This window comes from Dyella humicola, assembly GCF_026283945.1.
GTDB classification, from domain to species: Bacteria; Pseudomonadota; Gammaproteobacteria; order Xanthomonadales; family Rhodanobacteraceae; genus Dyella; species Dyella humicola.
Map to the genome: position 1 here is coordinate 594,937 of NZ_JAPDPC010000001.1, position 20,695 is coordinate 615,631.

A 20,695-nucleotide genomic window follows, 5' to 3' on the forward strand; every position below is an offset into this window, starting at 1 on the left:
GAAATTCAAAGTGCCTCACGCCACCGAATGAGTTTTAGTCGCTGGCGGGAAAGTCGATGCGCATGCGCGCGCCCTGGCCGGTACTGCCATCCAGGATGCTCAGTTGGGCGCCATGAACCCGTGCCACCTCATCGACGATCGAAAGGCCCAGGCCGCAGCCATCGGCCGTGCTGCCCGCGCCTCGGTAGAAGCGCTCGCGTACGCGGGGTCGTTCGTCAGGTGGAATACCTGTGCCGCTGTCATCCACTTCAAGGAAAGCGTGTCCGTCATTGACGCCACAGCGGATCGTTACATGGCCGCCGGCGGGCGTATGGCGAATGGCATTGTCGATCAGGTTGATCAGCAGCTCGTGCAGCAACCAGTACACGCCGGTGACTTGGGCGTGCTGGCTATCGGCTCCCAGGTCGATGCCGTGCGCCAGGGCGCGATCCAGCGAGCTCTCGATCACTTCGCCGATCAGGTGGGGCAATTCGATCGAGGTGTAGTGGCTGGCCCGATGCGCCGACGGTTCGGCGCGCGCCAGCGTCAACAGCTGGTTGGCGGTATGGGCCAGCCGGTCCACGCCACCGTGCAGCAGGGCAATGCGCTCTTCCAGCGGACTACCGGCGGTTTCGCGGCTGAGTACTTCCAGTTGGGCCTTGAGTCCGGTCAAGGGGGTTCGCAACTGGTGTGCCGCGTTGGCCATGAAGTGCTGCTGCGACAGCACGGAATTGCGCACCGTTCCCAACAAGGTGTTGAGCGACTCAACCACCGGCCGCACCTCGCTGGGAACCTGGTCAGTGGAAAGCGGCGTCAGCGCCTGCGCCGGACGGCTGGCGATCTGACGACTCAGGCGTTGCAGGGGGCGCAATGAAATGCGTATGCCGATCAGGGCGATGATCAACACGGCCGCCATCTGCACGGTGTCATTGAGGCCGAATGAGACGTCCATGCGATGAACCGCGCGGTCACGACGCGCCGGCGTCTCCGCCACGGTCACGATGACCGGATCACCGTCTTCAAGGGTGCGGTAGCTGGCCAGCCGCATCACCTCGCCCTGATAGTTGATGTCGGCGTAGCTAAAGCCATCCGCTGCCTTGTCGTCGGGCGGAGCCAGCGGCAGGTCCGGCGTGCCCGCCAGGGTACTTCCGTCGGGAAGGCTCACCCGATAAAAAAACGTATCGCCACCCATTCCGCGCAGCGGTGGCGGAGTCCCACCGTCGGGCATGGGTTTCTGCGGAGGTGGCAGGGGCTCGGCGTTGGCGAAAGGCCTGGGCGGTACCGGTGGACGCTCTGGCGATGACATCGCGAGCTGACCTTCCGGCGCGCGATGGAGGCGTGCAACGATCGCCAGTGCTGCGCGCGACAGTGCGCGATCGAAGGCGCTATGGATGGGGCTGACGATCATGCTGTGATCGACCGCGACGCCAGCCACCAGCAACAGCAACAGCGGCGCCAGCATGTACCTCAGCAGGCGCCGATGAATGCTGATCGGACGCTTGCGTTCAGGCATCTTCGAGGCGGTAGCCTAGCCCGCGAATGCCACGCACGGTGGCCGCGCTGCCCAGCTTGCTGCGCAGGCGCGACACGTGGACTTCGATGGCATTACCGGAGATGTCCTCACTCCAGCCGGTAATCGCCTGGGTCAGGCGTTCCTTGCTCACGACCTTGCCGCTGTGATGGGCCAGGCATTCGAGGATGGACCACTCGCGTCGCGTGAGTTCCAGCACGTCACCCGTGGTGTTGAGCGCGCGGCGACCCGCCAGATCGATACGCAGGCCGCCAATCGCAATTTCATTGGCAGTAGCGGCCGTGGCGCGACGGATCAAGGCGCGGCAACGCGCAGCCAGCTCAGGCAGGGCGAAGGGCTTGACCAGATAGTCATCGGCGCCCAGATCCAGTGCACTGATACGGTCGTCCAGGCCATCGCGCGCCGTCACGATCAGCAGCGGGAGCGGATTTCCACTACGGCGCAGGCGTCGCACCAAGGACAGCCCGTCCTCGCCTGGCAAGCCCAGGTCGACGATGGCGAGGTCGTAGTGGGTATCGGCCAGCCTTCCGGAAACCGATTCGGCGTCAGCTACCGCATCAACCACATAGCCACTCGCGACCAGGCCGCGGGTAATGGCATCGGATACAAGGGAGTCATCTTCGACAAGCAGGATTCGCATACGGCTTACGGGCGTGGATGTCTGCGCATGCTACCAGTAGCACATGACAGGACACAGGCTTCTGCGATAGTCGCAATATATTGCGCTTTTCAGGGTGTCAGCGCCACGTGTCCGGCGCCGGGTGAGCCTGCAAGAAAAACGCCCGCAGGGCGGGCGTTTTTCTTGGTCGATCGGGTCTGGCGCCGTGGCGATCAGTAGCGCGGCACCGACGCGTCGATCTCATTGGCCCATGCGTCCATGCCGCCCTCGACGTTGTAAACCTTGGTGAAGCCGTGGGCCGCGAAGCGCTCGGCCACGCCTCGGCTGGATACGCCGTGGTGGCAGATAAACGCCATCGGCGTGTCTTTGGGCAGGGCAGCGAGCGACTCGTAACCCTCTTCCTCCAGCACACGGGCCTGCGCCAGTGGGGCGGCTTGCGCACGGCCATGGGCCGGGCGCACGTCGACCAGGGTGATGTCACCTGCGGCCAGACGGGCCTTCAGATCCTGCACGGTAAGCGAGCCGATCTCCTGCGCGCCCGGGAATTTCAGACTCAGGCCTTCGCCCTGCACGGTGGACACCCAGTCGATAACGATGCCCTTGGCGCGCTGCGCGCTACCCGGGTCGAAGTGCACGTCGATGCCGTTGGAGCTGACCACGATGTCGTGGTCGCTGGCCGGTGCCAGCTGGAAGCCGGCGCTATGGTCCGGGCCGATCTCCAGGTGTAGCGCCAGACCCTGAGCGCTCGCCGTGCCCTGGCGGATGGCCTCGGCGGCCTTGTCGGTGATGGTGATCTCGGGCGGCGTGCGATCCGGCGCGGCCGCGCCGAACAGCTGGTGCAGCTCGCCGCTGGCATACATCTGGCGAATGATGTCGGCGCCGCCAACCAGCTCGCCGCCCACATAAAGTTGCGGAATGGTCGGCCAGTCACCGTAAGCCTTGATGCCCTCGCGGATTTCCGGATCTTCCAGCACGTTGACCGTGTGGTAGTCCGGCAGCAACTCGTTCAGCGTGTTGGTGGCGGCGGCGGAGAAACCGCACATCGGCTGATGGCGGGTGCCTTTCATGAACAGCACCACGCGGTGGTCCTGCAACAGGGATTCGATACGTTCGCGGGTGGTGCTGTCGAGAGACATGGAAAACTCCGGCAAAGAGGGCTGATTGTACGCCCCCGATATGCCGGCGGCACCCGGCCCGTTCAAGCGGCGGGGCGCATCTCCCCGAGATCGAGCCGGCTGCGCGTAAGCGGCGCCAACGCCAGCGCGGCGGCCGGGGACGGCAGCACCAGCTCGCGGCTGGCCCGTCCCAATGGGGCGAATTGCTCACTCCAGTGGATCAGCTCCATCGCGCCCGAATGGTCCTCCACCAACACCGTGCAGTGCTCCACCCAGTCACCATCATTGAGATAAAGCACCCCGCCCATGTCGCGGACGTGGCCGAAATGGATGTGGCCGCAGATATGGCCGTCGAAACCGCGTTCGCGTGCATCGCTGGCCACGCGCTCTTCATAGGCGCGGATATAGGCCAGCGCCTTGCCGATATGCGATTTCACGATGATCGACAGCGGCAGGTAGGGCAATTCCAGACGGCGACGCATGGCGTGCACGCGGCGGTTGGTCCAGCAAATGAATCGATGCATCACTTCCCCCAGGTGCACCATCCATGTGCGCCCGATCTGCTCCGGATCAAATTCATCGCCATGGCTGACGCGGTAACGGCGTCCGTCAGCGCCTTCGTGCACGGCATCAAGCTCGATCTGCACGCCACCGAAGCGCTGCCCGGCGAGGCCCCGCACGGGGGCATCGTGATTGCCCGGTATATAGATGACGTCAACGCCGCGCCGTGCCAGATCCAGCACCTCGGCGATCACGGCGCCGTGGTCCGGATGCCACCAATGCCGCCGGGCCAACGCTTCCATGTCGATGATGTCGCCCACCAGGTAGAGCTTCTCGCAGCGCAACTTGCGTAGGAAATCGAGCAGGTAGCTGGCCTTGCAGTCGGGCGTGCCCAGATGCACGTCCGAGATGAAGGCGCTACGGCAGTGGAAGTTCGCCATGGCAATCTCTCCCGGTGGTCTCCGGGATGCCAGCGTGCCCGCGGCACGTCACCGCGTGATGGCGAAATGGTTGCAGAAGGGTTTCCGCCGACCCGATGGGGCCAGGGGGCCGGGGGTTATAGGGTCAGGATGTAGCGTGATACGGGCAGGGCGGTCTGCGCCCACAACGTGTACTGCGCTGCGGACGGGTGCAAGCCGTCATCTGCGAGCAGGTCAGGATGACGCCGCGAGATGCCGGTGATGTCGACCCAATACGCGCCTCGACGCTGTGTTTCGTCGCGTGCAATGGCGTTATAGACGTCCAGCTCGTCGCCGATGCGTATCACGTTGCGGTCACTTTGGCGCGCAAACGGGGTGACGCCCCAGTCAGGTATCGACAGTACGAGTACATGCCTGGCGCGGTCGCCTGCCAAGGCGATGGCGCGCTCCAGCATGCGCTGGAACTCGCCGCGATAGTCGTCGGCGCTGCGTCCACGGTACTGGTTGTTCACGCCGATCAGCAGGCTGACCAGGTCGTAGGGTGGCGCCAACGTCGTGCCGTCCATCGCCGCCGCTAGCTCGTCGGTGGTCCAGCCGGTCGTCGCGATGATGGTCGGGTCATCGAGTGCCATGCCTTCATCGCGCAGGCATGCGGCAAGCTGCACGGGCCAGCGGCCATGCTCCGGCACGCCTTCGCCGATCGAATACGAATCGCCAAGGGCCAGGTAGCGCAGCACGTCAGCGTCGGCCTCAGGCAATCGCGGCACGTGGCTTATGCGCCGCGGCCATACCCGCCAGCACTCGCTCGATACGCACGAATACCTCGCGAATCTGCTCCGGCGGAGGCAGCAAGGTCAGGCGCAGGTGTCGGCTGTGTGGCACGTTGAAACTGCTGCCTGGTACAACCAGCACCGACTCTTCCTCCAGCAGTCGCAGGGCGAAGGCGTTGTCGTCGAAATCGGCAAGGCGGTCGCTTCGCACACGCGGGAAGGCGTAAAGCGCGCCCGAAGGCGACACGATGTCGAGGAACTCGCTGGCGGCCACGCCATCGAGTACTTCGCGGCGAGCCTCGTGCAGGCGACCGCCGGCAACCGTGAGCGCATGGATGGTCGGCGCACTCTGCAGCGCCGGCCGCACCGCCCATTGTGCGGTGACGTTCGCGCACAGGCGCAGCGCGGCGAGCAGCTGCAAGGCATCGCGGTAGTCGGTGGTGCGCGACGGATCGCCGGACAGACTCATCCAGCCCACGCGATAACCACAGGCGCGATGCACCTTGCTCAGGCCGCCAAAACTGACGCAGGGCAGGTCGCCAGCGACCGCGGCCAGCGGCTGGAACGGATTGCCGTCGTAAAGGATCTCGTCGTAGATCTCGTCGCTGAGCAGCAGCAGCCGATGCCGTTCGGCCACGGCGACGATGCGTTCCAGCAGTTCGCGCGGATACACGGCGCCGGTGGGGTTGTTCGGGTTGATCAGCACCAGCGCCCGCGTGCGCGGGGTCACCAGCGCTTCGATCTCGTCCGGATCGGGCAGGTGGCCGTTTTCCGCCAGGCAGCGGTAATAGCGAGGCTTGCCATCGTTGAGGATGGTGGCGGCGCTCCACAGCGGGTAGTCCGGGCTCGGCAGCAGTACTTCGTCGCCCGGCTGCAACAGTGCGCGCAGGCTCAGGTCGATCAGCTCGCTGACACCATTGCCGATGAAGATGCGTTCCACTTCCACGCCATGGGCGCCGCGATAGCGTTGCTGTGCGGCGATGGCCTCGCGTGCCTCTTCCAGGCCCTGCTCGTGGCCGTAGGCCTCGCTGTCCTGCAGGTGACGCGCAATGGCTTCGCGCAAATGCGCGGGGGTATCGAATCCGTAGCGGCCCGGGTTACCGATATTCAGCTTGATAATGGGCAGCCCGGCCGCTTCCAGCTCGCGCGATCGCCGGGTCAGTGCGCCACGGATTTCATAGCGCACGTCCGCCAGGTGCGCACTGGGTTTGATCGAGGCCAACGCAAGCGTCCTTCATTCTTCGTTGTTGCCAGCGCCGGGCGCCGGAGTGGTGTCTGCATGCTAACAGCGTAAGGATGCGAGGGGGGAGCCAAAAAGGGGCGAAAAACGGCGCAGTGTCGGGCTCCTCGCGGGCAGGGCATAATCACGCCCCATGACGGAAGCCGACATCATTGAGCGACTGCGCCGTATCGGTTGGCGCGGGGACACCTTGCCAGCGGACGGCCGGCGGCTGGCCCGCGTGGTGGCACAACATCGCGCCGGGTATGAGCTGCATGACGGCGAGACCCTGTTTGGAGCCCAGCCGGCGGGCCATTTCCTCAAGCGAAACATGGATCCCGCCGAGCGCCCGGCGGTTGGGGACTTCGTGGAACTGGAGGCTGGCAAGCCCCCGCATATCGTCGCGGTGCAGCCACGTCGTACGGTGTTGTCGCGCGCCGCGGCGGGTGAGCGCTATGAGCGCCAGATCATCGCCACGAATATCGACTATGTGCTGGTGCTTACCGGCCTGGATGGAGACTTCAATCCGGCCCGCATCGAACGCTATCTCTCGCTGACCGAGGGTTCTGGTGCCCAGCCGGTGGTGCTATTGAGCAAGCTCGATACCCGCGATGATGCCGACGAGCTGCTGGCCGCGCTGCGCGAACGTCTTCCCGAAGGCACGCCGATCCATGCCATCAATGGCAAGGACCCGGCCAATGTGGCGTTGCTGGCACGATATCTGCAGCCTGGCGATAGCGCCGTGCTGGTGGGCTCGTCTGGCGCCGGCAAGTCCACGCTCACCAATACGCTGCTGGGCAGCGAAAAGATGGCGACCAAGGCCGTGCGTAGCCACGACAGCCGTGGTCGCCACACCACGACGCATCGGGCCCTGTTGCAACTGCCCAGCGGCGGTTGCCTGATCGACACGCCGGGTATGCGTGAGCTCAAGCTTACCGGCGAGGAAAACCTCGACCTGTTCGCCGATATCGATGCCTTGGCCGAGCAATGCCGGTTCGCCGATTGCGGGCACGGCAGCGAGCCCGGTTGCGCCGTGCAGGCGGCGCTGGATAGCGGCGACCTGTCGGCCGAGCGCTGGCGTAATTACTTGAAACTGCGCGACGAGCGCGAGGAGCAGGCGGCCACCCTCGAGGCCCGGCTGCGGCGCCAGCGCGGCGGTCGTCCGGTGGGACGGCTGCATGGCAGCCATCGCGATTCGCGTGAGCGTGAGTAGCGCTGCAACCGGGTGGTTGCGGCGGTTGGCCCGGAAAGCACTACTATCGGGCTGTCTTGGTCCGGGGTGCAGGCATGCAGCGGCTTTCGTCGCCTTCCACGTTTTTCTATAAGCGGGTATTCCCCGTGTTCTGGTTCGGATTTCTGACCGTCATCGTGTTGACTTCGTTGGGGCTGAGCCGCGCCCCGCAACGAGCGGATCTGGCGCCTTTCCTGATTGGCCCCGTCGCCATGGCCATCTTCGGTTTTGTGTTGATGCGCAAGCTGGTCTTCGATCTGGTCGATGAAGTCTGGCTGGATGGCGACTACCTGCTGATCAAGAGCCGCGGCGAGTCGTCCCGCATCCCTTTGCGCGACGTGATCAACGTCAATGCCACCAGCATGACCAACCCGCGCCGCGTCACCCTGATGCTGCGTACCGAGTCTGCGCGCTGGGGCAAGGAAATCACCTTCATGCCGAACAGTCCGCGCGGCTTCCTTAGTGCCTTCAAAACCGACCCGGTGGCCGCCGATCTGATCGATCGGATCGATGCCCTTCGCCAGAGATCCGCATGAGTGTGAACCCCGCCAACGTGGCCCCCGAACTGCGGCGTTACGCCGAGCTGGATCAGCGCCTGCTGGCGGCAGTCAAAGGCATGCGTATCCTGTCCACGGTGTCGTGGCCGGCGTCGCTGGAGGACCGCATGATCGCGGCCTACAGCAGAGGCCAGTTCAGCCTGCCCGAGGTCAGCTATCAGCGGCCGGATCTTTCGGTGGAACGCGCAGAGCTGGTCGCGATCGAGCGCGAGGCCGGCTACGACGACCCGCTGGGCGAATACCTGTCGCGCACCGCGGAATCCTGGCGCATCGCGGCGGAAATGCTCGAGGCGGTGGGCACCAACGGCGTCACGGCACCTTCGATCGTGCTGTACGGCCGGCCGGGCGACGCCATTCCCGGCAGTGATCGCAGCAACCTGGATGCCGCCCGTTACTTCGTGGAGCTGTCCGACGAGCTGGGCTCGGACCTGCTGGCGGACGATATCACCGTGAGTATCCCCGCCGACACGCTGCGCGATGACCTGGCCCACACGCTCGATGACTTTTTCGGCGCAGGCGTGATCGCCGTGGAAGTGGACCCCGAGCTCACCGCCAAGGCCGCGGCAGGCGCGACCCGCATCCGCCTGCGCGGAGGCACTTGCTTCAACGAGTACGACCGCCATCAGCTGCTGGCGCACGAGGCCTTTGTGCATTCGCTGACGGCCCTCAATGGCCGCGCCCAACCGGTGCTCGCTTCGCTGGGTCGCACCTCGCCACGCGTCACCGCGACACAGGAAGGGCTCGCCGTGTTCGCCGAACTGATGTCCGGCGCCATCGACATCTCGCGGCTCAAGCGCATCAGCCTGCGCATTCTCGCCATCGACATGGCGCTGAGCGGTGCCGATTTCGTCGAGGTCTATCGGTTCTTCTGCAGTTGCGGACAGAGTCCGGCCGACAGCTTCCATTCGGCGCAGCGCGTATTTCGCGGCGTGCCGCTTACGGGCGGCGCGGCTTTTGCCAAGGACAATGTCTACCTGTCCGGGCTGCTCGCCGTGCACACGTTTTTCCGTTGGGCACTCAAGCAACGGCGCATGGACATGCTGCGTCATTTGTTCGCCGGCAAGCTCGCACTGCATGACGTCATCAGCCTGGAGCCGCACTTCGAAACCGGCGCGATCTTGCCTCCGCGCTGGTTGCCGCCGTGGATGCAGCACGTGCACGGCCTCGCGGGCAAGCTGGCGTTCTCGTTGTTCGTCAACCGCATCCACATGGGCAAGGTGCAGGCGGAGACGATTTCACTGAGTCTTTAGGGGCGGGCATGTTGGAATGAAGAACGGCCCTTTCTGGGTGAACAGCGACCTCGCCATGCGTGCGCGCATCGTCGGGCTTGGCTGGCCGCCAGTGTTACCATTCAGCGATGCCGCTTGCCGGCCCACATTCCCCATCACCTCAGTCCTCGCATCCCATGGCACTCACTGAAGAACTTCGTCTAGCTGCGCTCGAGTACCACCGCCTTCCGCGCCCGGGCAAGATCAAGGTCTCCGCGACCAAACCCATGGTGACCCAGCGCGACCTCGCCCTGGCTTATTCGCCCGGCGTGGCCTATGCCTGCGAAGCGATCGTCGAGGATCCCAATGCGGCCAGCGAGATGACCGCGCGCGGCAACCTCGTCGCAGTGATCACCAACGGTACGGCGGTGTTGGGTCTGGGCGATATTGGCCCGCTCGCCGGCAAGCCGGTGATGGAAGGCAAGGGCGTGCTGTTCCAGAAGTTCGCGGGCATTGATGTGTTCGACCTCGAAATCAACGAGCGCGACCCGGACAAGCTGGTCGACATCATCGCCTCGCTGGAGCCGACGTTCGGCGGCATCAATCTGGAAGACATCAAGGCGCCGGAGTGTTTCATCGTCGAGCGCAAGCTGCGCGAGCGCATGAAGATCCCGGTCTTCCACGACGACCAGCACGGCACCGCCATCATCGTGGGCGCCGCGGTGCTCAATGCGCTGGAAGTGGTCGGCAAGAAGATCGAGGACGTGAAGCTGGCGACCACCGGTGTCGGCGCCGCCGGTATCGCCTGCCTGGACATGCTGGTGGCGCTGGGCGTCAAGCCCGAACACATCCTGGCCTACGACCGTGAGGGCGTGCTTTACAGCGGACGCGACCACCTGGACCCGGACAAGCAGCGCTACGCACGCAACACCGACAAGCGCACGCTGGCCGAGATCGTCGACGGTGCCGATGTCTTCCTCGGTCTTTCCGCCGGCGGCATTCTCAAGCCCGAGATGGTCGTCACGATGGCTGAGCGACCGATCATCCTGGCGCTGGCCAACCCGAACCCCGAAATCTCTCCGGAAGACGCCAAGCGCGTGCGCCCGGACTGCATCATCGCCACGGGCCGTTCGGACTATCCGAACCAGGTCAACAACGCGCTGTGCTTCCCGTACATCTTCCGCGGCGCACTCGATGTCGGCGCCACCGGCATCAACGAGGCGATGAAGCTCGCCTGCGTGCGCGCGATTGCGCAGCTGGCTCGCATGGAAGCTGGCGACCTCGCCAGCGCCTATGGTGGGGACATTCCGACCTTCGGTCCGGACTACCTGATTCCGCGTCCGTTCGATCCGCGCCTGCTGGTGGTGCTGGCCCCGGCCGTTGCCCTGGCGGCGATGGAGTCGGGCGTCGCCACGCGTCCGATCGTGGACATGGAGGCGTACCTCGAGAAGCTCGGCCAGTTCATCTACCGAACCGGCTTGCTGATGAAGCCGGTGTACGAGCGCGCGCGCGCCGACCTCAAGCGTGTGGTCTACGCCGAAGGCGAGGAAGAAACCGTCTTGCGCGCCGTGCAGACGGTGATCGATGAGCGCCTGGCGTTCCCGATCCTGATCGGCCGCCCGGACGTGATCGAGGCGCGTATCGAGCGCCTCGGCCTGCGCATGCGCGAAGGCGTCGATTTCGAACTCACCAATATCAACGACGATCCGCGTTTCAACGATTACTGGCAGCAATACCACGCGCTGACCGAGCGTCGCGGCGTGACCCCGGCGGCGGCCAAGAACCTGTTGCGTTCGCGCCCCACCTTGATTGCTTCGCTGATGGTCGAACGTGGCGAAGCGGATGCGATGATCAGTGGCCTGGTCGGTCGCTTCCACAAGAAACTGGGCTACATGCGCAGCGTGTTCGGCCTGGATCCGGGCGTGCAGTGCACCTCGGCCATGACGGGCGTGATCAACGACCAGGGCGCGTGGTTCTTCCTCGACACCCACGTGCAGTGTGACCCCACGGCCGAGCAGATCGCCGAGGCGACCATGCAGGCGACCTACCGCCTGAAGCTGTTTGGCATCGAGCCAAAGGTGGCGATTCTTTCGCACTCGAACTACGGCAGCCACGACAATCCGAGCGCGGCGAAGATGCGCAAGGTGCGCGAGATCCTCATGGCGCGCATGCCCAAGCTCAACATGGACGGCGAAATGCAGGCCGATACCGCCTGGGACGAAGCCTTGCGTCACCGGATCTTCCCCAACACCACGTTGAAGGGTCGCGCCAACCTGTTCGTGATGCCGAACCTCGATGCTGCCAACATCACCTACAACATGGTGCGTGTGATGACCGATGGCGTGGCGATCGGCCCGATCCTGATGGGTATCAACAAGCCGGCGCATATCCTTACTCCCGCGGCCACACCACGCCGGGTGGTCAACATGACGGCGATTGCCGCGGTGGATGCGCAGATTCGTGCGGCGCAGGGCGAGAATCGCAGCTGATTGGCGGTGTTTCAGCTTTAGCGCGTTGGAAACGGGCCCTGGTGGCCCGTTTTCATTTGGCTTGAAGCCAAGCGGCGACGCGGACCCTTACTCCTTCTCCCCTCCGGGGAGAAGGAGTAAAGGCGGGTGGCTCGGCGCTCGAGCAGGCCGGCGCAACGCCCGCTGCCAAAGCGGCAAGCTTGCGGAGCACCGAAAGGAATCGTCACCCCAACATATTCAACACCTTGAAAGTCATGCGATCCCAGCTCGTGGCGGGGTGACGGCAGCGTGCGAGTCGTCAGGCCCGCGCACCGGACCCACAGGCCCACCCCATTCGCCCCCGTATTGTCTCGATCCAATTGGCGAAAAACCGCGCCGGAGCTACACTCGAAGGGTTCCCCGCCTCTCGCATAGCGAGGCGATCCACCTATAGCCGCGCCAACCCCCGGCGCCGCGGAGAGAAGCTCCCCATGGATCAGCTCGACGACATCCTCCACCAGGACCTCGACCCCACCGAAACCAAAGAGTGGCTCGAATCGCTAGATGCAGTCATCAGTCATGACGGCACCGAGCGCGCGCACTACCTGCTGGAAAAGATGGTCGATTCAACGCGTCGCGCTGGCGGCTACCTGCCGTTCAACCCGACCACCGAATACGTCAACACGATTTCTCCGCCGAACGAAGCCAAGATGAGTGGCGATGCGGCGATGGAATGGCGTATCCGTACGCTGGTCCGCTGGAACGCCATGGCCATGGTCGTGCGCGCCAACCGCAAGCCGGGTGAGCTGGGTGGCCATATCGCCAGCTTCGCCTCGTCGGCGACGCTCTATGACGTGGGCTTCAACCATTTCTGGCGCGCACCGAGCGCCGATCATCCGGGCGACCTGGTGTTCCACCAGGGCCACTCCAGCCCGGGCATCTATGCCCGCTCGTTCCTCGAAGGCCGCATCAGCGAGGAGCAGCTCGACCTGTTCCGCATGGAAGTGGCCGGCCATGGCAAAGGTCTGTCCTCGTACCCGCACCCGTGGCTGATGCCGGATTACTGGCAGGTGCCGACGGTGTCGATGGGCCTGGGCCCGATCCAGGCGATCTACCAGGCCCAGTTCTGGAAGTATCTGGAACACCGCGGCCTGATGCCCAAGACCGACCGCAAGATCTGGTGCTTCATGGGCGACGGCGAAACCGACGAGCCCGAGTCGCTCGGCGCCATCTCGCTGGCTGGCCGTGAAGGCCTGGACAACCTGGTCTTCGTGATCAATGCGAACCTGCAGCGCCTGGACGGTCCGGTGCGCGGTAACGGCAAGATCATCCAGGAACTGGAAGGCGTATTCCGTGGTGCCGGCTGGAACGCCATCAAGGTGGTCTGGGGCAGCTACTGGGATCCGCTCCTCGCGCGCGACACCAATGGTGTGCTGCGCAAGTTGATGATGGAAACCGTCGATGGCGAGTACCAGGCCTGCAAGGCCTTCGGTGGCGCCTACACGCGCGAGCACTTCTTCAACAAGTATCCCGAAACGCGCGAGATGGTCGCCAACCTGTCGGACGACGACATCTGGCGCCTCAATCGCGGCGGCCATGATCCGCATAAGGTCTATGCGGCCTACCATCAGGCGGTGAACACCAAGGGCATGCCCACGGTGATCCTGGCCAAGACCGTGAAGGGCTACGGCATGGGCGCGGCGGGCGAGTCCCAGAACCCCACGCATCAGCAGAAGAAGCTGGACGAAGAATCCGTGCGCCACTTCCGCGACCGCTTCAATATCCCGGTGCCGGACGACCAGCTCAAGGACGTGCCGTACTACCACCCGGGCAAGGATTCGCCGGAAGTGCAGTACATGCTGGAGCGCCGTCGTGCGCTCGGCGGTGCGCTGCCGCAGCGTCGTCGCCACACCGATGTGAAGATCAAGGCGCCGGACCTGTCGGCGTTCGAGCAGATCACCAAGGGCAGCGGCGATCGCGAAATCAGCACCACCATGGCGCTGGTGCGCGGCATGAACCTGCTGCTGCGCGACAAGCAGATCGGTGAGCGCGTGGTGCCGATCGTGGCCGACGAAGCCCGCACCTTCGGCATGGAAGGCATGTTCCGCCAGATCGGCATCTACGCGCCGTTCGGTCAGAAGTACCGTCCGCAGGACGCCGACCAGCTGCTGTACTACCGCGAAGACCAGAAGGGCCAGGTGCTGCAGGAAGGCATCTCCGAGGCCGGCGGCATGGCCGCCTGGATGGCCGCGGCCACCAGCTACAGCATCAGCAACCAGCCGATGCTGCCGTTCTTCGTCTACTACTCCATGTTCGGTTTCCAGCGCATCGGCGACCTGGCCTGGGCAGCAGGCGACATGCGCGCGCGTGGCTTCCTGATCGGTGGCACCGCCGGCCGCACCACCATCAATGGTGAAGGCCTGCAGCATGAAGACGGCCATTCGCACTTGCTGGCCGGCGCGATCCCGAACTGCAAGTCGTACGACCCGACGTTCTCCTACGAAGTCGCTGTGGTGCTGCAGGATGGCGTGCGTCGCATGCTGCAGGAGCAGGAGGATGTGTACTACTACCTCACCGTGATGAACGAGAACTACAGCCACCCGGATCTGCCGAAGGGCGCCGAGGAAGGCATCATCAAGGGCATGTACCTGTTCAAGGATGCCGGCAAGCCGAAGAAGGGCGAGCCGCGCGTGCAGCTGCTGGGTTCGGGCACGATCCTGCGTGAAGTGATCGCCGCCGCCGAGCTGCTGGAGAAGGACTTCGGCGTCACCGCCGACATCTGGTCCTGCCCCAGCTACAGCGAACTGCGTCGCGATGGTTTCGATGCCGAGCGTTGGAACCGCCTGCATCCGGAATCCGAGCAGCGCGTGCCGTATGTGACGGGCCTGCTGCAGGGCCGTCAGGGTCCGGCCATCGCCGCCACCGACTACGTGCGTGAATACTCGGACCAGATCCGCGCGTTCATGCCGGACGGCATGCACTACACCGTGCTGGGCACCGACGGTTTCGGTCGTTCAGACACGCGTGCGAACCTGCGTGGGTTCTTCGAGGTCGACCGCTACTGGATCGCCCACGCCGCACTGGCCGCACTGGCGAAGGAAGGCAAGGTCAACGCCAAGGACGTCAGCCGCGCCATCAAGACCTACAAGCTCGATCCGGACAAGCCGAATCCGCAGACGGTCTGAACGCTGTTGTGATCAGTCATGAAAAACCCGCCGAAAGGCGGGTTTTTCTTTGTGCGCGTGGTGCGCCCTGGATGGCTCAGTCGTTGTGATCGCGAAACAGATGGCGCAAGAGCAGGAACGCGCCCACCGTGCCGGCCACGATCGCCGTGGTGGCGACCGGATGGCGGGACACCTGTCGGCGCAACCGGCGATATTGGTAGTTCGCCTCGTCAGCGAAGTCCTCGGCCGCATGGCCGATCCGGCGCGCGTAGGTATTGCGGTGGTGCCCGAATTGCCGGCGTGCCTCGCGCCCACGTTCGATTAGGTCATCAGCCCGATCGGAGACGCCGTCTGCGTAGTGACGCACGCGTTCGCTCACCCGCTCGCGGACGCCGTTGACGCTGTTTTCAATATCGTGGGACCGAGCCATGGCGTCCTCCTTGCAGTAAGAACCTGCAAGTTGCCAGCGCTGGCGTGATTGATGTGTAAACAGCCGCTTCTTTCGTTCATGCGGGGAGAGGTTTGCCGCGCGCGGTCAAGGCACCAAGCCGCGTCCGCGGCCGCTGGCGGCCAACATGTGCGCCAGGCTGAGCCGGAACGGGGGTAGCGCCTGGCTGGCCCGCAGCAGCGCCGAACGTGCAAGCCTTATCGGCGGTCGGTCGTTGGTGAAGAGCTTCACGATCGCCAGCGTGGCCAGGTAAAGCGGAAGGGTGGCGAGGCGATGGGCGCCTTGATAACGACGAAGCACACGTGCCGATGCCATGTCCTGGCCCGTGGCGAGCGCCTGCCGGATCTGCGAAGACAGCGTTTCCACGCTAAGCAGTCCCAGGTTGAAGCCGTGTGCGGTGACCGGATGCATGCCGACTGCAGCGTCTCCAATCAGTGCGAAACATGGTGCGACGAAGCGACGTGCGTAGACGGCAACCAGCGGATAGACGTGCCGGGTGCTGGTCAGCTGCATGGACCCGAAGCGACCGTCGAAGCGGCGGCGGATCTCGTCGTTGAACCGGTGCTCGTCCATGGCCATCACGGATTTCATGGCCTGCCCGGGCAGGGTGAGCACGATCGAGGCCTCGTTGCCCAGCAAAGGCAGCAGGGCGAGTGTCTGGCCATGATCGAACCATTCCAGCGCTTGGTGCTGGTGAGGTTTCTCTAGCGCCACACGGCATACCAGCATCGTCTTGCCGAAATCGTGCATGTCGGCAGCAATGCCCGCGTCCCGGCGCAACTGCGAGAAGCGACTGTCGGCAGCGACGATCAGGCGAGCGGTCACCACGCTGCCATCGGCCAGCTGCAAACGGGGCTGGCTATCGCTCAGCGTGAGGGAATATACCGCCGTGTCGCTGATCAGCGTAATGCCCGGCTCATGTTCGGTGGCGGCATAAGCCGCCCGTCGGATGCGGTCGTTGGGCACGAGGAAACCGAGTTCCTTATCGTCCTTGTCCGACGGCGCCACGATCAGGGCATGCAGGGAGTGACCATTGAGCACGCGCGCACTTTGCAGTGGGGAAATGTCCGCGGGATCGAGTAGTGCCCACAAGCCGAGTTCACGCAGGATGTGCACAGAGCGCTGAGTGAGCGCGATTTCGCGTCCATCGAACACGGGGTCGCGGAGGGCCTCGGTCGACTGTCGTTCGATAACGAGGATCTTGAGTCCTGTGCCCGCGAGAGACTTGGCGAAGCAAAGGCCGGCTGGACCCGCCCCGACGATGACGATATCGACATTCATGTCATGGATCCGCTGCGCCGTAGGTCACTAAAGTGATTTGGCATGCTAGCGGTCGATGCGGCGTTCGCTTTGATGCGTATCAAGCGGGTGCGGCGAAGCCGGTGCTGAGGCTCGTCCATGGCCGACTCGCGCTCGTCACCCTGATAAAGCAACGACTCGATCAGAGCCCCTGGCTAGCTGCAGGTTCGCTCAGCCCGGTGGGCCCGGCATGCAGCCGTTGGCGTCGTCGCAAGCTTGGGAACATCACCATCCACAGTCCCACCACCACCAGGGTGCCGATGCCGCCTATAAGCGTGGCATTCACTGCACCCACCCAGGCCGCGACCAGACCGGATTCGAACTCGCCGAGCTGGTTGGAGGTGTTGATGAAGATCGCATTCACCGCGCTCACGCGGCCGCGCATCGCGTCGGGTGTATCCAACTGCACGAGTGCACCGCGGATCACCATGCTCACCATGTCGAATGCGCCGAGCGCGAACAGTGCGGCCAGCGAGAGCCATAGCGTGGTGGAAACGGCAAATACCAGCGTACCCACGCCGAATCCTGCGACGCAGGCGAACATGATCGGCCCCACGCGGCGCTCCATGTTGTGCCGCGTAAGCCATAGCGACATCAACAACGCCCCTACGGCGGGCGCCGCACGCAGCAAGCCCAGGCCCCACGGACCCGTATGCAGGATGTCCTTGGCAAAAATCGGCAGCAAGGCCGTGGCGCCGCCCAGCAAAACAGCAAACAGATCGAGTGAAATCACCCCAAGCACATCGGGGCGCTGGCGAATGAAGTGCACGCCCGCGAATAGTGTTTTCAACGTCGCCGGTTCGCGTCGCGGCGGTGCCTGCTCGTAACGCAGGCGCCCCATCAACACGGCTGCGATGAGATACAGCACACCGCACACGGCGTATACCGTGCCTGGGCCGGCGACATAAAGCAGGCCACCAACAGCCGGCCCCATGATCATGGCGGCCTGGCCGGCCGACGCACTGGCCGCCATCGCGCGTGGTAACACGGACGTCGGCACCAGGGCCGGCACCATCGACTGTAGTGCGGGAAATTCGAAGGCCTTGGCAATGCTGACCACAAACACCAGCGCGAGGATGCCGACCTCATGCGCGAGATGAGCCAGGCTGATCGCTGCGAGCGCCACGATCGCCAGCAGCTCGACGATCAAGCCCAGGAGAACAATGCGACGGCGCTCGAACTGGTCAGCTACATGGCCAGCCGGCAATGCGAGCATCACCGAGGGAAGGAACTGCACCAGGCCGATCAGGCCCAGATCCAGCGCACGGCCGGTGATCGCATAGATTTGCCAGCCCACCGCCACCGACAGCATCTGGAAACCAAAGCCGGAAGCGATGCGCGTAAACCAGAACTGCACGAATGCGGGGTGCGAGCGCAGCGAATCTGCCGAGACCGTGGCGGTAGGGGAGGGCATGCGGTAGTCCTTGCGTGGTTACCCGCATTATCGGTGGCTGCAGACGGGCGGCAAAGCGTCGTCTATTCACACGGATGTCCTCGAACCTTGACCTGGGTTTGCCGCTGGCGGGTCTAATGTGAAGCCGCATATATCGAGCGATCGAGGTGGGCCATGGGCAGGCTGGCCGAGCACGTGTATACCGCGCCCGCGCAGATCCGGCATCTGGAGGCCCTGGTGGCCGAACTGCCGGCGAATGGACATGTCGTGCTGCAACTCAACGATGGCACGCGCCATGACGGCATCGTGTGCACGCGTCCCAACGTTCAGATGTTCCGCGATGGCGCTGAGAACGAGGGCGTCAACGGCGTCGTCCGGCTCGAGCGCCTCGATGCGCCGGACTGGCGTTGTTTCGTCTGGCTGAGTGATATCCGCCATGTCGAACACAGGGACTGCTCCATGGGTGGCGAGACCTGAACATCCAGGTCTCGCCCGCATTCGCGACTAGGCGTTCTGCGCCTGGCTCGGCAGCGCCGCTGGCTGCCGCAGGCTGCGCACGCGCGATCGTGCGTCCAGGCCGAACAGCGGGCGCAGCCAGCGCGAGCGTCGAATCGCGAACTCATGCAACAGCGCGCATCCGCCTACCGTGCCCAGCAAGACCAGGGTCGGTTCCAGCACCGGGCCGAGCCGCAGTGGCAGGAGCCCATAAGCCACGGCCAACAACACGCTTTGATGCAGGATGTACCAGGGGAATACCGCTTCACGCGCATAAGGCAGCCAGCGGAAGGGACGATTCAAATACTGGTGGCCCCAGCCTAGGACAGCGGCGATCGCTGTCCAGGCATACATGAAGCGCAACGCTTGCACCCACAGCCGGGCAGTGACAAGGACCGGATGCGGCAGCCAGCTCAGGTCGACCCAGTTGCCCAGCTGGTCGATGACATAGCGAACCGCAAAACAGCCGATCGCCAGCATCAAGGCGTGGCGGCGCAGCCGAGCCAGTTCGCGCCATAACCCGGCGTCGGTGCCCAGCACGTAGCCGTAGAAAAATACCGTGGCATAGCCGGCATGCGCATACCAGTCCTGATACACGGCATGGTTGATCGGAAAGCGCGCAGCCAGCAGCAGGTAGTAAGCCAGCAGCGGCAGCGACGGCAGCACCAGCAAGGCGATGCCGCGCACACTGCGGCATCGGCCGAGCAGTTGTTGTCCTCGCTCGGATTCCAGCACCGGCAGCAGGATCAACAGCCCCATCGTGTACAGCCACACATAGGGCAGGTACCACAGGTGGTTCCAGGTGAAGCCGTACTGCCAGCCGTCGAACGCGCCGGCCGGCCAGGGACCACCGGTCCAGTAGCGCAGCAGGAACGTACCGAAGCCGGGGGCGACCAAACCATTCGACACCCCCTGTACGTACGGCTGGATCGGTACCACGACAGCGATGCCGAACAGCAACGGCAACAGCAGGCGTACCGTCCGCTTCCAGGCCAACGCAGGCAGGCGCTGGCGACCCCTCAGGAAATGAACGGCCATGCCCGAAATCAGGAACAGCAGGTCCATCCGCCAGAAGCCGGAAGCCAGCATGGGGTACTCCAGCCAGCCGGCCAGATAGCTGCTCTTGAGGTGGAACTTCCAGTCATCGGCAGGGGCCACGTAGAGCATGCCCAGGTGGAAGAGGATCAACAGCCCGAAGGCGAGGACGCGCAAGGCGTCGATATCGTGGCGGCGGTTCATGGCTGGGTTCCGATGGCGGGAGCCTGGATGCTCTGCCGAACCCGGCCTCCGGTCATGCGCTAAGTGATTGATGGCATGGAAGTAGGGACGAACGGCCGACGGAAAGTGACGAAAGGCGACGTGATCCACGGCGGCCACGTAGAATCCCGGCCATGACCAAGCAGGCCGGTTTCGATTACCCGAAGTTCCAGCGCTGGCGGCGGCCTTTCGAGGTCGGCTTTTGGATTGCCTTGTTCGTCCCCAACACCATCTTCAACGGCATGGTGTCGTGGTACGACAACGTCTACCGCAGCCACAAAGTGTCAGACCTGGAGCCGTGGATCTGGGAGGCCAGCAGCAGCCTGGTGGTGCTGGCCCTGATTCCCCTGCTGGTGGCGGCGACGCGGCGCTGGCCGTTCCGCTTCGATAGCTGGCGGCATAGCCTCAAGGTGCACCTGCTGCTGAGCATCCCGTTCAGTCTGGCTCACGTCCTCGCGATGGTCGGGTTACGCGTGCTCGCCTATGCCGCCGCCGGTAGTCGTTACGACTTCGGCAACTGGCCGCGGGAGATGGGTTATGAGTATCTCAAGGACATCCGCACTTACTTCCTGATCGTCGGCATGATCTCGTTCTACGGCTTTGTCGTACGACGTCTGCAGGGCGAGGCCAGTCTTCTCAGCGAGCCGGACGAAGGGCCGCCGGTCGAGCCCATCGATCGGCCCGAACGTTTTCTGGTGCGCAAGCTGGGCAAGGAGTTCCTCATCGCCGCGCGCGAGATCGAATGGCTACAGGCGTCGGGCAACTACGTGAACCTGCATGTGCGTGGCCGCGACTATCCGCTGCGCGCCACCATGGGCGGCATTGAGGAGCGGCTCGATCCGCAGCGCTTTGTGCGTGTTCATCGCAGTTACCTGGTGAATTTCGATTATCTGGCGGAGATCGAGCCACTGGAGACGGGTGATGCCCGCCTGACCATGCGTGATGGCGCCAGGCTGCCCTGCAGCCGCCGTTTTCGCAGCCAGTTGCGCGAACGCTTCGGCGATGCGGCGATAAGTGCCTAAGGGCGCTGTTGGGCCACCCAT

17 protein-coding genes are annotated in these 20,695 nt (G+C 64.3%); 7 read left to right on the forward strand and 10 right to left on the reverse strand.

What is annotated here, in order from left to right; genetic code table 11:
* Positions 1 to 34 precede the first annotated feature (34 nt).
* The 6 genes from OUZ30_RS02490 to OUZ30_RS02515 all read right to left on the reverse strand — a co-directional run bounded on the left by OUZ30_RS02490 (position 35) and on the right by OUZ30_RS02515 (position 6,156).
* Positions 35 to 1,492, reverse strand: a complete 1,458-nt coding sequence (locus tag OUZ30_RS02490) for a sensor histidine kinase (RefSeq protein WP_266180589.1) — start codon at positions 1,490 to 1,492, stop codon at positions 35 to 37.
* Positions 1,485 to 2,150 (reverse strand): response regulator, encoded by a 666-nt coding sequence (locus OUZ30_RS02495; RefSeq protein ID WP_266180590.1) that lies wholly within the window; start codon positions 2,148 to 2,150, stop codon positions 1,485 to 1,487. The genes OUZ30_RS02490 and OUZ30_RS02495 overlap by 8 nt, the downstream gene beginning before the upstream one ends.
* A gap of 191 nt (positions 2,151 to 2,341) precedes the next feature.
* Positions 2,342 to 3,265 carry a Grx4 family monothiol glutaredoxin gene (gene grxD, locus OUZ30_RS02500; RefSeq protein ID WP_266180591.1) on the reverse strand — a complete coding sequence of 308 codons (924 nt, stop codon included), beginning with the start codon at positions 3,263 to 3,265 and terminating at the stop codon, positions 2,342 to 2,344.
* 62 nt (positions 3,266 to 3,327) lie between these two features.
* Positions 3,328 to 4,185, reverse strand: coding sequence for a UDP-2,3-diacylglucosamine diphosphatase (locus OUZ30_RS02505; protein WP_266180592.1), 858 nt, complete (start codon positions 4,183 to 4,185; stop codon positions 3,328 to 3,330).
* Positions 4,186 to 4,301: 116 nt separating this feature from the next.
* Positions 4,302 to 4,931, reverse strand: a complete 630-nt coding sequence (locus OUZ30_RS02510) for an SGNH/GDSL hydrolase family protein (RefSeq protein WP_266180593.1) — start codon at positions 4,929 to 4,931, stop codon at positions 4,302 to 4,304.
* Positions 4,915 to 6,156, reverse strand: coding sequence for an aminotransferase class I/II-fold pyridoxal phosphate-dependent enzyme (locus OUZ30_RS02515; RefSeq protein ID WP_266180594.1), 1,242 nt, complete (start codon positions 6,154 to 6,156; stop codon positions 4,915 to 4,917). The genes OUZ30_RS02510 and OUZ30_RS02515 overlap by 17 nt, the downstream gene beginning before the upstream one ends.
* Before the next feature lie 151 nt (positions 6,157 to 6,307).
* Between OUZ30_RS02515 and rsgA the strand changes: the two genes are divergently transcribed.
* The 5 genes from rsgA to aceE all read left to right on the forward strand — a co-directional run bounded on the left by rsgA (position 6,308) and on the right by aceE (position 14,781).
* Positions 6,308 to 7,366 (forward strand): ribosome small subunit-dependent GTPase A, encoded by a 1,059-nt coding sequence (gene rsgA / locus OUZ30_RS02520; RefSeq protein ID WP_266180595.1) that lies wholly within the window; start codon positions 6,308 to 6,310, stop codon positions 7,364 to 7,366.
* 74 nt (positions 7,367 to 7,440) lie between these two features.
* Positions 7,441 to 7,920 (forward strand): hypothetical protein, encoded by a 480-nt coding sequence (locus tag OUZ30_RS02525; protein ID WP_266180596.1) that lies wholly within the window; start codon positions 7,441 to 7,443, stop codon positions 7,918 to 7,920.
* Positions 7,917 to 9,191: a peptidase MATCAP family protein gene (locus OUZ30_RS02530; protein ID WP_266180597.1), complete on the forward strand. Its 1,275-nt coding sequence runs from the start codon at positions 7,917 to 7,919 to the stop codon at positions 9,189 to 9,191. Before OUZ30_RS02525 ends, OUZ30_RS02530 begins: the two co-directional genes overlap by 4 nt.
* Positions 9,192 to 9,346: 155 nt before the next feature.
* The gene (locus OUZ30_RS02535; protein ID WP_266180598.1) at positions 9,347 to 11,638 is read left to right on the forward strand and encodes an NADP-dependent malic enzyme; all 2,292 of its coding nucleotides are present in this window, start codon (positions 9,347 to 9,349) and stop codon (positions 11,636 to 11,638) included.
* Positions 11,639 to 12,087: 449 nt separating this feature from the next.
* Entirely contained in the window at positions 12,088 to 14,781 is a 2,694-nt protein-coding gene (gene aceE / locus OUZ30_RS02540; RefSeq protein ID WP_266180599.1) for a pyruvate dehydrogenase (acetyl-transferring), homodimeric type, read from the forward strand.
* Between the two features lie 76 nt (positions 14,782 to 14,857).
* Here aceE and OUZ30_RS02545 read toward each other — a convergent pair whose 3' ends face one another.
* The 3 genes from OUZ30_RS02545 to OUZ30_RS02555 form a co-directional block, all read right to left on the reverse strand.
* Entirely contained in the window at positions 14,858 to 15,190 is a 333-nt protein-coding gene (locus tag OUZ30_RS02545; RefSeq protein WP_266180600.1) for a hypothetical protein, read from the reverse strand.
* A 105-nt stretch (positions 15,191 to 15,295) separates the two neighbouring features.
* The gene (ubiM, locus tag OUZ30_RS02550; RefSeq protein WP_266180601.1) at positions 15,296 to 16,489 is read right to left on the reverse strand and encodes a 5-demethoxyubiquinol-8 5-hydroxylase UbiM; all 1,194 of its coding nucleotides are present in this window, start codon (positions 16,487 to 16,489) and stop codon (positions 15,296 to 15,298) included.
* Positions 16,490 to 16,649: 160 nt separating this feature from the next.
* Complete coding sequence (locus OUZ30_RS02555; RefSeq protein ID WP_266180602.1) at positions 16,650 to 17,921, reverse strand: MFS transporter; 1,272 nt, start codon at positions 17,919 to 17,921, stop codon at positions 16,650 to 16,652.
* A gap of 153 nt (positions 17,922 to 18,074) precedes the next feature.
* On the opposite strand from OUZ30_RS02555, the gene OUZ30_RS02560 reads away from it, so the two are divergent.
* On the forward strand, positions 18,075 to 18,377 hold the full coding sequence (locus OUZ30_RS02560) for a DUF3247 family protein (RefSeq protein WP_266180603.1): 303 nt from the start codon (positions 18,075 to 18,077) through the stop codon (positions 18,375 to 18,377).
* A gap of 27 nt (positions 18,378 to 18,404) precedes the next feature.
* Here OUZ30_RS02560 and OUZ30_RS02565 read toward each other — a convergent pair whose 3' ends face one another.
* The gene (locus OUZ30_RS02565; RefSeq protein WP_266180604.1) at positions 18,405 to 19,634 is read right to left on the reverse strand and encodes an acyltransferase family protein; all 1,230 of its coding nucleotides are present in this window, start codon (positions 19,632 to 19,634) and stop codon (positions 18,405 to 18,407) included.
* 152 nt (positions 19,635 to 19,786) lie between these two features.
* Here OUZ30_RS02565 and OUZ30_RS02570 point away from each other — a divergent pair, with 152 nt between their 5' ends.
* Positions 19,787 to 20,674 carry a LytTR family DNA-binding domain-containing protein gene (locus OUZ30_RS02570; protein WP_266180605.1) on the forward strand — a complete coding sequence of 296 codons (888 nt, stop codon included), beginning with the start codon at positions 19,787 to 19,789 and terminating at the stop codon, positions 20,672 to 20,674.
* Positions 20,675 to 20,695 lie beyond the last annotated feature (21 nt).